General features: G+C 42.0%; 12 protein-coding genes. 3 read left to right on the top strand and 9 right to left on the bottom strand.

The genetic code is table 11. The features are described 5' to 3' along the window. Positions 1-147: 147 nt before the first annotated feature. The 3 genes from H6G18_RS05995 to H6G18_RS05985 form a co-directional block, all read right to left on the bottom strand. Positions 148-1,194, bottom strand: a complete 1,047-nt coding sequence (locus H6G18_RS05995) for a hypothetical protein (RefSeq protein WP_190406179.1) — start codon at positions 1,192-1,194, stop codon at positions 148-150. A gap of 159 nt (positions 1,195-1,353) precedes the next feature. Continuing rightward, positions 1,354-2,184 carry an alpha/beta fold hydrolase gene (locus H6G18_RS05990; RefSeq protein WP_190406178.1) on the bottom strand — a complete coding sequence of 277 codons (831 nt, stop codon included), beginning with the start codon at positions 2,182-2,184 and terminating at the stop codon, positions 1,354-1,356. A 366-nt stretch (positions 2,185-2,550) separates the two neighbouring features. Next, positions 2,551-3,276: a lysophospholipid acyltransferase family protein gene (locus H6G18_RS05985; protein ID WP_190406177.1), complete on the bottom strand. Its 726-nt coding sequence runs from the start codon at positions 3,274-3,276 to the stop codon at positions 2,551-2,553. 380 nt (positions 3,277-3,656) lie between these two features. On the opposite strand from H6G18_RS05985, the gene metG reads away from it, so the two are divergent. From metG to lptC, 3 genes are all read left to right on the top strand, one after another. Continuing rightward, positions 3,657-5,249, top strand: a complete 1,593-nt coding sequence (gene metG, locus H6G18_RS05980) for a methionine--tRNA ligase (RefSeq protein WP_190406176.1) — start codon at positions 3,657-3,659, stop codon at positions 5,247-5,249. Positions 5,250-5,424: 175 nt separating this feature from the next. Further along, positions 5,425-6,054 (top strand): LabA-like NYN domain-containing protein, encoded by a 630-nt coding sequence (locus H6G18_RS05975; protein ID WP_190406175.1) that lies wholly within the window; start codon positions 5,425-5,427, stop codon positions 6,052-6,054. A 156-nt stretch (positions 6,055-6,210) separates the two neighbouring features. Beyond that, positions 6,211-7,368 carry an LPS export ABC transporter periplasmic protein LptC gene (lptC, locus tag H6G18_RS05970; protein ID WP_190406174.1) on the top strand — a complete coding sequence of 386 codons (1,158 nt, stop codon included), beginning with the start codon at positions 6,211-6,213 and terminating at the stop codon, positions 7,366-7,368. On the opposite strand, the gene H6G18_RS05965 is transcribed toward lptC, so the two are convergent. The 6 genes from H6G18_RS05965 to H6G18_RS05940 form a co-directional block, all read right to left on the bottom strand. Further along, the gene (locus H6G18_RS05965; protein ID WP_190406173.1) at positions 7,337-7,678 is read right to left on the bottom strand and encodes a hypothetical protein; all 342 of its coding nucleotides are present in this window, start codon (positions 7,676-7,678) and stop codon (positions 7,337-7,339) included. The genes lptC and H6G18_RS05965 overlap by 32 nt on opposite strands. Before the next feature lie 81 nt (positions 7,679-7,759). Next, positions 7,760-11,650 carry an AAA-like domain-containing protein gene (locus tag H6G18_RS05960; RefSeq protein ID WP_190406172.1) on the bottom strand — a complete coding sequence of 1,297 codons (3,891 nt, stop codon included), beginning with the start codon at positions 11,648-11,650 and terminating at the stop codon, positions 7,760-7,762. 70 nt (positions 11,651-11,720) lie between these two features. Continuing rightward, entirely contained in the window at positions 11,721-12,347 is a 627-nt protein-coding gene (locus tag H6G18_RS05955; RefSeq protein ID WP_190406171.1) for a type I restriction endonuclease, read from the bottom strand. 87 nt (positions 12,348-12,434) lie between these two features. After that, positions 12,435-14,057, bottom strand: coding sequence for an AAA-like domain-containing protein (locus H6G18_RS05950; RefSeq protein WP_190406170.1), 1,623 nt, complete (start codon positions 14,055-14,057; stop codon positions 12,435-12,437). 108 nt (positions 14,058-14,165) lie between these two features. Beyond that, positions 14,166-15,485, bottom strand: a complete 1,320-nt coding sequence (locus H6G18_RS05945; RefSeq protein WP_190406169.1) for a D-alanyl-D-alanine carboxypeptidase/D-alanyl-D-alanine-endopeptidase — start codon at positions 15,483-15,485, stop codon at positions 14,166-14,168. 216 nt (positions 15,486-15,701) lie between these two features. Then, on the bottom strand, positions 15,702-16,772 hold the full coding sequence (locus H6G18_RS05940) for an LOG family protein (RefSeq protein WP_190406168.1): 1,071 nt from the start codon (positions 16,770-16,772) through the stop codon (positions 15,702-15,704). Positions 16,773-16,782: the final 10 nt, after the last annotated feature.

Genomic DNA, 16,782 nt, shown 5'->3' with positions numbered 1-16,782 from the left:
ACAATATAATTAAGAGTATCCTCAAACCAACAGACAGAAGTGTTCTATCCCAGTTCTGATGGTGAACCTGTGGCAGAACGACAAATAGAGCAATTAAAGCAGCGATTACGATCGCTCTGTATTGATCCAGAGGAAAATAACTATTGATTATTGACTAATATCAAATTTATTGGCGATCGCCGTGATTATTTCTTGCTCTAATGGTGTAGTCTGGTGATCAATTTGGGCAATTTTGCGACAACGGGCGAGTAAGGGAACGGCAAAATCACGATTTAATTGGTTAAGCAACTGTTCTAATGGTTGGGGTGATTTGATATTTTGCTTGATGGCTGCTAAGGATGTGGGGCTGAGGTTGGCAGTTTGCAAGTCTGGTAGGATTTGTTCCCAAGTCTTTTCTGGATGGCTGGCTAGGATCATGTGAACTAAGATTTGATCCATGACGGCTTCTTGAGCGATCGCTGTTTCTAAATATCTCTCACTCTGGGCTTTTAAGTTTGCCAGTGTCTCTGGGGAATTTATGGGAGTTGCAGCGTCTAACTTAGCTTCATAAAATCGACAAGCTGCATATCCTAAAGAATAACTGAGTGTGGCATTGGAACTGGCAGCGATCGCCGCACCAGCAAAGGGTATATTTCTCAGTAAGGCTAACCCTGCTGCCTTCAAGAGGCGACCTCCACCCAAGCCTAAACCAAAAATTGTCAAAAGTTCCCCTTTCCGTGCAGAGTCTTTTAAATCTAGCCCATAAGCAGCCGCAATCTCATAAAGCATTTCTGTCTGCAATTTCAATGTTGCAGCTAAATCTACCGCTAATAAAGCGGCGGCGACTCCAGGTAAAATGCTACTAGCTAGACCCACTCCACCAGATTTAGCAGCTTTATCCATCATGATGCGGTGGGAAATTTGGCTGGGTGATTCCTGGGGATATTTTTGTTTGAGTTTGTTAACTGATGCGGCTACTTTTTCTACATCTACATTATCACTCGCACCAATTAGCCAATTAAGATTTAAAAAGCCTGATATTTTTCTGATCAGCCAATTTTCGCTCAGATGATTAATGACTGTACCTGTTAACTGAGTTCCTTGCTCAAATAATTGTTGTGTTTGTTTAAATGTTGCTTGTCCAACTTTAGCAAAAGTATCTATTAAAGATGGTTTTGTAGTTTTTTCTATGTTTGCTGGTGATTTGTCTGCCATTTGTGATCATTACCCTCATCAGACCCTCTATCTTTTCTTTGTAGCCAATAAGTTAAGGGTTTGACATCTACCAATCAGGGCAATTTTCTATATTAATTCTCTGTGCCTCTGTGGTTCAATATTTTTACCATAGAGACATAGAGAGAAAAGTTACAAATATCAAATTTTTTGTTGTGGAACTTTGAGATGGGTAATTTGAGGACTTTTAATCTCTAAAAAATTATTAATTTGCATAATTTCATAGAGATTAACATCTTGCTCTAGTAAGCAAGCGTGTCCACTGTTAGGTAGAATTAATGTCTTGGTATTGGGGATGATATTCCCTATGCGTTTAACTTCAATGACAGATGGTAACAAGCGATCGCTTCCACCCGCAATTAAAAATGTTGTTTGAGTGAGAGAGCGCAATTGCTCATCACTGACATCAAATTCTCGCAGTAAAGATAACCGCCAATTTACTGTTTCTGAGGGTACAGAACGCATTGTTTTTAACAATTCGTGGCGCACACTCCGACAGATGCGTGGTAAAGATACTAAAAATGGCAGTAGCCCCAATGCGCCCACATCATAGAAGCATTCTGGAACCAAGTAAGTCAATTGAGAAAACCCACTTAACCAAGGACGTAGCTTAAAGGCTGAAGCGGGGTTAATCAGAATTAGGCGTTTAAATAATTTGGGTGCTTGAGTCGCTACTTTCATCGCCAAACAACCCCCAAAAGATTCACCACACAAGTAGACTGGCCTCTGGGAACTATTTTCTAATTCTGCATGGATTAAGTCTAAGACGTTATTTGTGAGGACATCCCAGCTAGTGAGGTCTTGGCGGGGGATCGCCAAACAACGGACATCAAAGCCAATTTCTAAACCCGCAGTTTGCGATCGCAATAATTGACCAGTTCCATCCATTCCTGGCAAATAGACAAACAACGGATACTCAGGTTGTACTCGTCTAGGAGTCAGGAAACACGGTTTTAGTTCAACTTCTGCCATTGTCAAATTTAAATTCTATTTGCTGTTTTGATAAACTCTACCCTATGACAACCCCATACTTTGTATCAATGGACAATACAAGGGTGAAGCGTGATAGTTCAGTTCAAATCATAACTTGGGCTGTATAAGTCTTTTTTAAAGATACTTTGATGAGTGCCGTGTTATGTTAAATCATGCTTTCTTAATTATTGATGATTATCCTAGAAGTTAATCTAGAAATCTCAAGAAAATTTATCTCATATTAGTGATGGCATAGGGGTCGCCTGAGAGACTATGACAACAAATATTTATCAAATACAGATATCAAGAGACTTTCAAGCTTATAACCTTTTCTCTGTCACCTGTTTTCCACTAAGATTTTTAATCTTAATAACAACCTTGTAGGAGTAATTTAGCAATTTCATCATGACAGTGTGTGGTCAGTTCAGCCACAACATTTTTCGCTTGTTTGCCGTGATATTGGTTGTGATGTTGGGATGTAATCCAGTAAGGACGACCGATTAATACAGCAACCCGATGATAGATGACCAGAGGATGCCAACCAGACTGATTAAATAAGGGTTCTGAAGGGTCAAACAAAGTCAACAATTTTAGGGGAAAAGCCGCAGTATTGCTTTCTTCTAGGGAAGCGATCGCCACTGGTAAAACTGCCAAATCCTTCACTTGTGATCGTAACGCCAGATGAGAAAAGCCCCGGCGAAATTCTCCTACTTTATTTGCTGGAGTATATTTCACCATCGGATCAGCCCCTTCAGGAAACACTCCTACCATCTGTTTCGATTGTAGTAGCTTTTGTGACTGGACAAAAAAACTTTGCTGACGGTGTTGATTTTCTTCTAACGGAAAGCAACCCAATTGTCCTGTGACAATCTCCCGCAATATTGGCACTTGTCCCATATAGTGATGGCAAGCAAAGCGGACTGGACTCGATAAAGCCGACATTAAAACCATTGCATCCATAAAACTGCGATGATTGCTCACTATTAACAAACTGGCATCTTGGGGAATGCGATTCTCGTAATAGAGAAACATTTTAGTAGAAAGTGTTGTTAAGAATGTCTGAGAAATGTCTAGGGGGTTGTTTACACTCATACCTGATCAATATGTTTTTTTTGGAAAATATCGCAGTTTATCTTGATTTAATTTTTACATTTCTTTACCCATCCGATGGCTGTCTTAAGGTAGAAATGTCTTATTCACAAAAGCCAACAAATTGTAGATATCTGGGATTTTGTATTCTATATCACTATAAATAGAATGAAAGTATTCACTCAGATTATTAGTAGTTAGTTTCAGTCTTTTGCTGAGAGATTAGCTGGATTGATAGATAGGACAAAATAATTTTTGAGGTAGGAAATTTGCTAATATTAAAGCGTGATTTGAGAAAAAAGGGTTATTATTATATGATTGCGTGATTTTCTTGATAGAAGTTAAGATATAAAACGTTTTTATAAGCTAATTTTTTATTTTGCATGAATCTAGTGAATAAAGCAGAAAAAACATTTGCACTGACAACGCCTCTGTATTATGTAAATGATGTTCCGCACATTGGTAGTGCTTACACAACAATGGCAGCAGACGCAGTAGCGCGGTTTCAGAAGCTATTAGGGCGTGATGTGCTGTTAATAACAGGTACCGATGAACACGGACAAAAAATTCAGCGTTCAGCTGAGAGTTTAGGCAAAGCACCACAAGAGTTTTGTGATGAAATTGTCCCCAGCTTTGTTAGTTTGTGGGAATTGTTGAATATTCAATACGATCGCTTTAGTCGAACTACGGCTGATCGTCACAAAGCAATTGTAAACGAATTTTTTGGGCGAGTGTGGGAAGCTGGTGACATCTACCAAGGGCAGCAAAAAGGCTGGTATTGTGTATCCTGTGAAGAGTTTAAAGAAGAAAGGGAACTGCTAGAAGGCAATCGTTGCCCTATTCATACTAATAAAGAAGTTGAGTGGCGAGATGAACAAAATTACTTTTTTCGTCTCTCGAAATATCAAACTCAATTAGAAGAATTTTATCAGTCTCATCCTGATTTTATCCAGCCAGAAAGTCGACGCAATGAAGTTCTGAACTTTGTCAAGCAAGGGTTGCAAGATTTTTCGATTTCGCGGGTAAATCTAGATTGGGGCTTTCCTGTACCCACAGACCCTAAGCATACCTTATATGTTTGGTTCGATGCACTGCTGGCTTACGTCACAGCATTATTAGATCCCCAAGACGAACCAACCTTGGAAAATGCCTTAGCAAAATGGTGGCCGATAAACCTACATCTAATTGGTAAAGATATCCTGCGGTTCCATGCTGTTTATTGGCCTGCAATGCTTTTGTCTGCTGGCTTACCTTTACCAGACAGAGTTTTTGGACATGGATTTTTGACCAAAGATGGTCAAAAAATGGGCAAAAGCTTAGGGAATACAGTAGATCCTATAGGTCTAGTCGAGCAGTATGGTAATGATGCAGTTCGTTATTACTTCCTTAAGGAAATCGAATTTGGCAAAGATGGCGACTTTAATGAAGTTAGATTCATCAATGTGCTGAATGCAGATTTAGCGAATGATTTAGGTAATTTGCTCAATCGCACCTTGAACATGGTGAAAAAATACTGCGCTGACTATGCGCTATCCATTACCAATGAAGATATTCCTGCGGAAAATACTTTGAAAGCACTGGGTGTAAATTTAGGGGAAAAAGTCAAACAAGCTTATGAAGTGTTAGCTTTTAATCAAGCTTGTGAGGCTGTGTTGTCATTGGTACAAGCCAGCAATAAGTTTATTGATGAACAAGCCCCTTGGACATTATATAAACAAGGACGACAACAGGAAGTAGAAACGGTACTGTACACTGTTTTAGAATCTGTTAGACTGGCCGCTTATTTGCTTTCCCCGGTAATTCCAAATATCAGTAGCAATATTTATCAGCAACTGGGTTTTGGAATTAACTTTAACGAACAAACAGATATCCCTCCTTTTGCGACTCATTCACAATGGGGGTTGTTATCTAATAAACAACAGTTGCGTCAACCCCAACCCATTTTTAAGCGCATAGAACAACCAAAAAACGTTTAATTGCTTTTAATTTTTGCTTAAAGTCAATCCAGTTGAATTTCTTAATTCTTTTGTCGAAAAATCACCGGGGCTGAACTGTATATTAGCCCCGAAACATTATCATAAGCCGATCTTACAAATCAAAATTGATAATTAGTATCAAAAATAACAAGGATAAAATTGAGGTATGACATCAATGTTGAATAACCTGGAAAATGATTCGATATTTACGCCAGAACAGGTTTTAGAAAATCGAGGACGGGTTGCCATTTTTATTGATGGGTCAAATCTATTCTACGCTGCTTTGCAATTAGGAATTGAAATAGATTACACGAAATTGCTATGTCGTTTGACTGGTGGTTCTCGATTGTTGCGGGCTTTTTTCTACACTGGTGTAGACAGAACCAATGAAAAGCAGCAAGGGTTTTTGTTGTGGATGCGGCGTAATGGCTACCGTGTCATAGCCAAAGATTTAGTGCAGTTACCTGATGGCTCAAAAAAAGCTAACTTAGATGTAGAAATAGCCGTAGATATGATGGCTTTAGTAGATTCCTATGATACAGCTGTGTTAGTCAGTGGTGACGGGGATCTAGCTTATGCAGTCAATTCTGTCAGTTATCGTGGCGTTAGGGTAGAAGTCGTGAGTTTACGCTCCATGACTAGTGATAGCTTAATTAATGTCAGCGATCGCTATATTGATTTAGAGGCTATCAAAGAAGATATTCAAAAAACCCCACGCCAAAGCTATCCCTATCGACCCTTATCCAGTATGGGATTTTTGGATGATCCCAGAGATAGTGAAGGACGCTTAGAAATTCAGGATTAATCACCTATTGACAAAACAAGCAGAAAAAACGCAATTTTAAACAAACAGGGGGGAATCCAAAAAGCTTCCCCCCGCTTTTGTGTATTCTCAAAGTTGTCTTTGTTATTAATTACCAATGACCAACATCAATAAATGATATTAAATATTTAAGTAGACATGATATTCAAAACAATAAATTGGCATCATCTACCTTTAACTGTTTTATTAATCATTGGCTTAGTAGCTTGTGGGGGTACACCTCCAACAAATACTCAAGCAAATAATACTGATACAGAGAAGCGAGATAGTAATTTGACCTTCTTTGATGTCACCTTAGAACAAGCAGATGAAGTAGGTAGACCTGTTTGGAGAGTTAAAGCGAAACAGGCGCAATATACCAAAGAAAAACAAATAGGTGAAGCCGAAAGCCCCTATGGTGAACTCTATCAAGATGGGCAAATAGTTTACCAAGTCACAGCCGAAAAAGCTGATATCGAACAAGATGGAAAACAACTATTTCTCAAAGGAAAAATAGTTGCAACAGACCCGAAAAACGGTATTGTCTTACGCGGTAATGAGTTGGAATGGCGACCGCAGGAAGATTTATTGATTGTTCGCAATAAAATTAATGGAACTCACAAACAACTGCAAGCAGTAGCACAGGAAGCTAGGGTAAAAACCCGCGAACAACGGATGGAATTTTCTGGTGGAGTGGTGGCAAACTCTGCTGATCCCCAAATGCAAATGAGGACAGAACATTTGATTTGGCAAATTCAAGAACAGAAATTAATCGGCGATCGCCCCATTGAAATTGACCGCTACAAAAACAATCAAATCAGCGATCGCGGTCGGGGTAATTCGGCAGAAGTCAACTTGAAAACCAAGATTGCTACAGTTAATCAAAATGCCCAAATAGATTTACTAGATCCGCCAGCACAAATCACTAGTAACTCGATGAATTGGAATATGAACACAGAGATAGTCACAACCAATTCACCCATCCGCATATTTCAAAAAGTAGAAAACTTAACTGTCACCGCCAATCAAGGAGAAATGAGGATACCGCAAAAAACGGCTTATTTAACTGGGAATGTCAGTGCTGTTGGTCAACGTCGCCAGACCCTCAATTCGCAAAAACTGACTTGGTATCTTGACAGAAAACTAGTGGAAGCCCAGGGAAATGTAGTATATAAGCAAGTTGAGCCAGCCCTAACTTTTAAAGGTGACACAGCCGTTGGTAATCTAGACACAGAAAATATAGTAGTTAGAGGCGGTAATTCAGGAGATCGCGTAGTTACAGAAATTATTCCCCTAGAAGCCAACACGAGCAATTAGAGCGATCGCCTGTCACCATACAATTATGATGATTTGAGTGAGAAGCGATCGCCATAAAACCCGAACGTTTGAGCTTTGAAGGAGAATCGCCGGGGTTTAAACGAGAACGTTTTAGTTTTAAACGAGAACCGTCAAGGTTGAAACGAGAACGTTTTAGTTTCAAATGAGAACCGTCAGGGTTGAAACGAGAACGTTTTAGTTTTAAATGAGAACCGTCAGGGTTTAAATGAGAACGTTTTAGTTTTAAATGAGAACCGTCAGGGTTGAAACGAGAACGATGGTGTTTATTGTTTGAGCGATCGCCTGTCACAATACATTTATCATGGGTTGGGTAAGGTGCGATGCCTGCGGCGGGCTACGCCAACGTATATTGACCCAAAATTCCATCCCCCTACCTCCCGCAAATCCTCGGCGCATTAGGACGATTACTCAAATAACCCTCCAGCCAACTGCAACCCTGCGCCAGTAAATCATCCAGATCCAAATTCCACAGTTTGATGGTCTTGTCACGACTGGCGGATGCCAATATTTTGCCGTCGGGGCTGAACACCACACTAAAAATCGGTTCGTCATGACCTTCTAGGGTAGAAATCAGTTTACCAGTCTGTCGGTGCCACAGTTTGATTGTCTTGTCACGACTGGCGGAAGCTAAGGTTTTGCCATCGGGGCTGAACACCACACTATTAACCCATTCGCTATGACCTTCTAGGGTAGAAATCAGTTTACCAGTCTGTCGGTGCCACAGTTTGATTGTCTTGTCACGACTGGCGGAGGCTAAGGTTTTGCCATCAGGGCTGAACACCACACTATAGACCCATTCGCTATGACCTTCTAGGGTGGAAATCAGTTTACCAGTCTGCCGATTCCACAGTTTGATTGTCTTGTCATTACTGGCGGAGGCCAGTGTTTTGCCGTCGGGGCTGAACACCACACTATTAACCCATTCGCCATGACCTTCTAGGATGGAGATGAGTTTACCTGTGTCCCGATTCCACAGTTTGATTGTCTTGTCAAAACTGGCCGAAGCTAAGGTTTTGCCGTCGGGGCTGAACACCACACTCGTGACCCAATCGCCATGACCTTCGTTCGCGTAGCGTTCCGAAGGAAGGTTAGAAATCAGTTTACCAGTCTGCCGATTCCACAGTTTGATCGTCTTGTCAGCACTGGCGGAGGCTAAGGTTTTGCCGTCGGGGCTGAACACTACACTTGTGACCAATTCGCCATGACCTTCTAGGGTGGAAATCAGTTTACCAGTCTGCCGATGCCACAGTTTGATGGTGTTGTCCCAACTGGCGGAGGCTAAGTTTTTGCCGTCGGGGCTGAACACTACACTCCAGACTAATTCGCCATGACCTTCTATGGTGGAAATCAGTTTACCAGTCTGCCGATGCCACAGTTTGATCGTCTTGTCAGCACTGGCGGAGGCTAAGGTTTTGCCGTCGGGGCTAAACACTACACTTGTGACCAATTCGCCATGACCTTCTAGGGTGGAAATCAGTTTACCAGTCTGCCGATGCCACAGTTTGATCGTCTGGTCAGCACTGGCGGAGGCTAAGGTTTTGCCGTCGGGGCTGAACACTACACTCCAGACTAATTCGCCATGACCTTCTAGGGTGGAAATCAGTTTACCAGTCTGCCGATGCCACAGTTTGATCGTCTGGTCAGCACTGGCGGAAGCCAAGGTTTTGCCATCGGGGCTGAACACCACACTAATCACCGAATTGCTATGACCTTCTAAGGTAGAGATGAGTTTACCAGTGTCCCTATCCCACAGTTTGATGGTCTTGTCAAGACTGGCGGAAGCCAAGGTTTTGCCATCGGGGCTGAACACTACACTTGTGACCAATGCGCCATGACCTTCTAGGGTGGAAATCAGTTTACCAGTCTGCCGATTCCACAGTTTGATCGTCTGGTCAGCACTGGCGGAGGCTAAGGTTTTGCTGTCGGGGCTGAACACTACACTCCTGACCCATTCGCCATGACCTTCTAAGGTGGAGATAACTTCGCCTGTGTCCCGATTCCACAGTTTGATCGTCTTGTCATTACTGGCGGAGGCTAAGGTTTTGCCATCGGGGCTGAACACCACACTATAGACCCAATCGCTATGACCTTCTAGGATGGAGATGAGTTTACCTGTGTCCCGATTCCACAGTTTGATTGTCTTGTCAAAACTGGCCGAAGCTAAGGTTTTGCCGTCGGGGCTGAACACCACACTATAGACCCATTCGCTATGACCTTCTAGACGATTTATTTCCCGAATATCGAGCAAAATACTCTGTAAACTAAACAAAGGGCTATAGGCAGGATAATCCGCTAAAAATGTTTTATCCTTGACTAAAGTTTTGAGTTTTTCCCCACTCTGCACTGCTAACAGCAATCCCTCAATTTCTCTAAAACGTCTAAATTCTCGCAAGGCATTTGTTCCTTCTTGTTCCGATTGCGTAGCTATGAGGGCATCTTTCCGCGCTATTTCTGCTTGTTGCAGTTCCCTTTTAGCTTGCTGTTGTGCTGTCTGAGCCAGTTTCAAGCCCGTAACGGCATTTTGACGCTGCTTTTCTGCGCTGTCACGTTGCTGTTGAGCAGTTAGCGTCTGTTGTTGTGCCGCCTGCTGCTGAGAAATTGCTTGCTGTGCCTGTGTCCGTGCTTGTTTGTACTGTAAATTAGCTGCTGCTACTTGCTTATTTGCTTTATCTAAAGTTTTCTCTGCTTGTTTTACCTTGCCATCGGCTGCTTTGCGTCTGTCTTCAGCAATTTTCAAATTCTTGTCTGCTTGCAATTTATCTCGCTTAGTAGCTTCAGTCTCCTTCGTCGCTCGTGTCAAATCTGCCCTAGCTGTTCGCGCCTCGCCTAATTGATATTGAGCAAATAATAAAGCTGCAACCGCCCCCACCACAGCCACACCCAAAACCAAAGAACCAACACGAATCCTTTGATAAGCTTTGCGGTTCGCCTCTGCTAAAACCTGCTTTGCCTGTTCCTCAGCTTCCAGGCTTTTTTGCAGATTGCGCTTTTGTAATTCCTGACTAGCATCTAAAAATCGGTCATCTACATCAGTTAAACTTTTCCCAATGCGCCAAGCCAAAGCCTCTTGTAATGTTTGCCCAGTCAACAACCGCGATTCATCTTGGTAACCAGAAGCCACCCAAGCACCAAGCGCCACAGAATAAGGACGCAACTTAGCCAGAATATTCTCACACCACTCCTGCTGAAATACCTCTAAATAGATGCGGTTATAAATCCGCAACTTGCCATCCCGCCGCACCACCAACCCCGACAGCCGCAATTCCGTCTGTTCTCCACTGTCATCAGCCGCAATCTCTCCCTGCTGGACAATTTGCTGACACAACCCCAACAATCGCCCAGTCCGTTGCTCCCCACTCCGCATGATTCTGTCACGAATCGTCTTTAAATGCTCCGGTTCGTCTTCTCCTTCCCAATTTTCAATAATCCGCCTTCTGACTACCTCTGCAACCAAATTCTCTGGAGACGCAATGTCTTGTGTCTTTACATTATTAATATTGGCAACCAACAAATTACAAACCTTCTGGGTTAAAAACGGTTGTCCCCCCGTCCACGCCAACACCGCCGCCATAATTTCTCGAGGATTCCCCACCACCGCCAAACCCTGCGCCAAAGGTTCAGCCTCATCTAACTCAAAACCCGTTAAATCAATCGCCCGTCCAATATTAAAAGGCGTGCGTCCTTTATCTTGAATCAAATCTGAGGGAGTAGACACGCCAATTAAGGCAAAAGTGATGCGATAATATTCAGGATGATCCGCCCGTCGGTTATAACAATCCCGAATCACTGCAAAAAAATCATCCAGATTAAAACCCAGACTCAAAACACTATCGATTTCGTCAATAAAAATTACAATTCTGCCACTAATCTTTTTTAATAAAACAGTTTCAATAAACTTACTCAAACGCTGCAAAGGTGAAAGTAACCCGTTCTCATTCCACCAAGTTTCTAAATCAAAATCAGTATATAAATTAAAATCTCCCACCAACGTATCTATTACCCCCGCATACCATTGTTCCGGCGTAATCTCAGCCGTCCCAATAGCAGTAATATCCACAGATGCACAAGCAAGCCCCTCCTCCTGCAATCGCCTCATCACCTGCACCCGCAAGCTAGATTTCCCCATCTGGCGCGAATTGAGAACATAACAAAAATCCCCAGCCTTTAAGCCTGTGTATAGATCATCATCAGCTTTTCGTCTCACATAAGTCGGTGCATTTGCGGGTAGACTACCCCCGACTTGGTATTGATAGTTAGTCATGTTTTGGGGATTGGGGATTAGGAAACATGGGGGAGAATAACTAATAACTAATGGCTAATAATTAAGTAAATTACGTATTATTTTTAGCTAAATGAGCAAGACGTTTTAATATTTTTAAGACAGTATAAATATCATCATCACGTTCTAGAGATAATATGTAAGATAAGCCGTATTTTGGTATATCTTGTTTTGTTAACTTAATAAATTGAAATTCTTGACCATTGGTAACAAATCCAAATGCTGGTTTGTCCAATGAGTTACTCAACATATAAGCTAAAGCTTGAGGAATTGCTGGCACTAGCGAATATTCGGCACGCTTTGCTTCAACGACGAGAACCCAAAATGGAGGATGAAATACTAAAATGTCGATGCGCCCTCTGATGACTGTGCCTTCATCCTCAGAAGAAATTCTGACCTCTTGTTCTGAAGCAATGTAGAAAGGTGGTTGATAAAAACCTGCTAGACGTAATAGGGGAGATAGCACCACCATCTTGACTACAGGTTCTAAAATTGGGTAACGAGATAAATGTCGGTATTCATTTTTAATTTGCTCAAGATTTTGCTGTTCTGAGTTATTAAGTTCTAATAAATCTTCTTGCCACTCATAAAAAAAGTTGGGATCATCGGCACGTTGCAAAGCAAATTCCTCAATTAACTGATTGAGAGTAACATCTTTTCCCTGAGTAACTTGCACCATTTGCTTCTACCTTTTAGCCATAATTATTTCTATTTTTATCATCCATAATGGGGTAGGCAATGCCCAGCAAAGCCATGATAGGGTGGGTTAGTCCCTAGTCCCCCATACCTTCAAGCGATCGCCTAAATATTGCCGATACAATTGACACAATGGCATAATCTTATTCCCCTGGAATTTCACCAAACCCATACTACGGAGTTTGAACGCTTCTATAGTTCCCACATCTAGGGGTTGTTCTGCCTTTACCACTTCTTTAATAGCTGCTAATAATTCAGAATCATCTTGTAAATTCAACAAATGGCGGCGTAAATGGTCACTGTAGGGGCCTGCTTCCGTGGGCGCAACTTGTTCTAACTCTTCTAAGGTCATCCTACCCCGCGCAATGTGATACAGTGCCACCCTGACCAAATAAGGATGTCCACCCACCAACACCATTAACTGTTCTACCTGAGATTTAGACCAACTCAACCCGTGACGCTGCACCAAATCTATCATTTGGCTTTGGCTCAACTCCGGTAACTCCACAGGTAAACCCACATTAAAGGGCGACTGATTAATATTCAGAGGAATGTACACTTCTTTAGAATGGACAATTACTAGCCTGAGTTTTTGCCATATAGAGTCATTTTTAGCTCGTTCATGCCAAGCACGCAGTAACCCAAAAAAATCAGTAGCAATTAAAGGATGTTTAAATATTTCATCCACTTCATCCAAGCCAACAACAATCGGTGTCTCAATCTGCTTCAATAAATACCTCTGGAAGTAATTACTGGCTTTGCTTTTACTGCCCAAAATACCCTTCCAGTAGTCTTCTAGCTGATTTGGCAGATTCAATTCATCGGTAATACTAGCGCAGAACCACTGCAAAAACAGATCCAAGTTACCCAGAAATTCTGCGTCTGCTTCTTCAAAGTTCAGATAAGCAGTTTGATAACCTTGTTGGCGTGCATGGTGCAAAATTCTTGACATTAAGGAGCTTTTACCCATTTGTCGGGGTGCTTTGATGCGAACTAAAGCACCAGGATTAAGAATTGCTTCATAACAGTCGGTTTCAATTGGCGGACGTGCAACATAGAAAGCCGAATCCAAGGCAACTTGTCCTTCTGGATTTTCTAAGGATAAGGCTGGTGTTGTCTGGGTTTTCTGATTTTCTATCTTTCTGCTTTTCAGTACAGGAATCGCTGACTCTGGTATGCTTTGCAGGTCGATCGCATTACAACCAAATTCATAAGCATCCTCGTATGACCGATTAGCACCGAGCGCATCATAAAAAGCGATCGCAAATTCTCTAGCTGCTACATCTCCAATAGCATCATTCATCCCGATCACACAGTCAATGTGTTGATAAATTGCCTCAGCTTGTACCTCGCTATAGCAGGAATTTAAAAATACACACTGAATTGATTCTTTACATAGTTCAAATAGCTTGGCTAGTGCTTTTGTACTGACTACCTGGCCTTTACCTACTTCATCTTCTAAAACTAAACCTGCCTCACCTGCACCATGTCCCGAAAACTGCACAATCTGAGGCTCTTTATCTAACAGCGCCCGCCGTAAATCCTGAGTCCGTACAGCCCATTTAGAAATAACTTGAAATTGATCTCGATTTTTAGCGCGTTCTAATCCAGCCTCAATATCCCGTACTTCTTGATTTAAACGCAGAGGTTTAGCGTTGATGGGATGAGCTGACAAAATCAGAATAGTTTTCACTGGGCTACAAATTAGGAAGATGCAGGCTGATTACTTAGATGTAGTCTACAACAGCAAGCTCCGAAAAAATACTGTCAACTCCTAATTTGTAATTTATACGACTATTGACTAACCGCCATAGACAATTTCACTACGTTTAGTATTACCAAGGTCGGGTAAGGATTTAGGTGAATGAGGGGTGACGGCTGTAGGTGTGGTGGGTGCTACTTGTAACTGCTGTACGAGACTTTGTAAAAGTTTGTCTTGTTGTTGGCGAAAAGCGCCAATTTGGGGGCCTCGATTGATGATTGCAAACCAAACCAAACCGCGATCGCGTGTAGGTACAACACCAGCTAAAGCACTCACATCCCGTAGAGTTCCAGTTTTCATCACAGTAGCCTGGGGCATCCGTCGATACTGCATTGTACCTCGTTGATCAAATCCAGAGGTAGGAAACAAGTCAGCTAAGTTAAGTTGATAAGCTCCAGCTTCCTGTTGTAGTGCCATTAACATTGCACAAGCAGCCCTGGGAGAAATGCGATTTTCTTGACCCAATCCTGAACCATTAATTAATTGAATTTCTGCTTCTGGTACTCTGGCAAATCTGGCAGCTTTGGCTTGGACTACACCATGACCGCCTACCGATTCTGCCAACATTTGGGCAATTTCGTTGTTACTATAAACGTTCATTTCCTTGATTACCTGTTTCAAGGGCAAAGAACGGTGACGCACTAATAAAGTTTGTTTGGGGTTAGGCTGGGCTGTATATTTGATTGTGCCGTTAATTGCTACTTGGGGCTTTGCTGTTCCCTTCGGCATGATTGAATGTATATAAACTGCCGGACGAGTCCAGGTTTTAGAATTTAGTGCTTGTTTGAGCATTTGCCCAGCCAATAGGGGATGGCGCTGGAAATTCATAGCAAAATTGCCAGTAATGAGCAAATTTCCCTTTACTTGCTTGATTCCCATTTTATTGAGTGTATTACCCAGTGCGATCGCTTCTTCCCAAACAAACATGGGATCGCCGCCGCCATTAATGACTAAATCACCTTGTAATACACCATTAATAACTGAACCATTTGTGGCGATCGTGGTTTCAAATTGATGTTCTGTCCCTAAAGTTTTCAAAGCCACTAAGGAAGTAGCAATTTTAGTCAGGGAAGCAGCCGGTAGAGGTGTAGTTCCTTGATGATTTGCCATCAGCATCGGCCCTGACTGCAACCAAATTCCTTGGCTTGCTGCCAAATTTTGGTCTATTAATTTCGATGTTACTAAGTTTTTCAGATACTCTTTGACTGTATTAACTCCTGCTGGATTGGGATCAGGTGCAATCACCAAGCCAGGACTACTTTGCCAAGTAACTGCATCTAAAGCATCCGCAGGCTTGATTTTTACTCCAGCCATTTCCAGCCAAATAGAAACCAAACCCGAACTCAACAATTCCAGCATGATTCACTCCCCTCTTAAAATTTAATATATTGTTTCCTGTGCTAAATATACGCGCTTTACGCTGTTAATCAGCACTGAGTCATCATAACTGGTGTTTTTCTCATCTGAAAGTAAGTTAGATTACATAGGCACTGGAGAGATAAATTCACAATTAAACAACTTCGGGAACTAGGGACTGAAAACTAAAAACCAGGAAGAGTAACTAATGACTAATGACTATTTTCGCTCTGGATGCTGTTGCTCTTTTGTAGAAGTAATCCCCATGTGATTAATTACAGCAATCATCTGGTATAAGCGCCCCAAATCCCGTTGATTGAAGTACAAAACTAGGCGGGGTAGTCCAAATGTTTCATCTTGGCTTTCTTGGGGCAAAGATGCGCTTTTTTCAATCTTACCTTTGACTAAAATATTGCTAAATTCAGTATTTAGTTGCTCAACTTCAGCATCTGATAATTCTTGGGTTAAGCGAATTACCAACTTATCACCTACATATCGACAGGAATGATAAACCTGATAAAAGCGGGTAATGGCATTACAAGCCACTTCCAGATTATCTGTCACTGTGTACAAGCTGGGGTCTTCAGGATTTACTAAACCTGTTTTCACTAGATGCTGATTAATATATTCGCTCCAAGACTGCCAATAATCACCACCAGGATGGTCAATTAAAACTACTGGTACAGGGCCAAACTTACCTGTCTGGCTCAATGTCATGCACTCAAACGCCTCGTCTTGAGTACCAAAACCACCAGGGAATAAAGCTATAGCATCGCTTTCTTTGAGGAGAAACAACTTGCGGGTAAAGAAATATTTAAAATGAATCAGCTTAGGATCACCGTCAATAACTGGGTTCGCCTGCTGTTCAAAAGGTAGGTGAATGTTTAAACCAAAAGAATTTTCTCGCCCAGCGCCTTCATGACCGGCCTGCATAATCCCACCACCACCTCCTGTCATCACCATAAATCCTAATTGAGTCACAGCACGGGAAAATGCCACCGCCATTTGGTACTCTGGGGCTTGTGGCAATAAACGAGCCGAACCGAAGATAGTTACTTTGCGGACGTGTCGGTAATCATAAAATAATTGAAAGCCTCGCTCCATGTCTGCTAGAGCAGCAGACAATATCTTCCAATCAAGACGTTCAATATCACTGTCAGCTAGGCGGACTATAGTTGCCAAAGCATGATGAATAAATTGCCGATTTTTTAAGGTCGGTAGGCGATCGATTAATTCAGCGATATCCGCTTGGAGAGACTCGAATGTATCAAACGACGCAGATGAGGTCATGAGAATTGCC

Origin of the sequence: Anabaena subtropica FACHB-260 (genome assembly GCF_014697105.1) — a bacterium.
Taxonomy (GTDB): domain Bacteria; phylum Cyanobacteriota; class Cyanobacteriia; order Cyanobacteriales; family Nostocaceae; genus Trichormus; species Trichormus subtropicus.
This window is presented reverse-complemented; position numbering and strand designations above follow the sequence as displayed.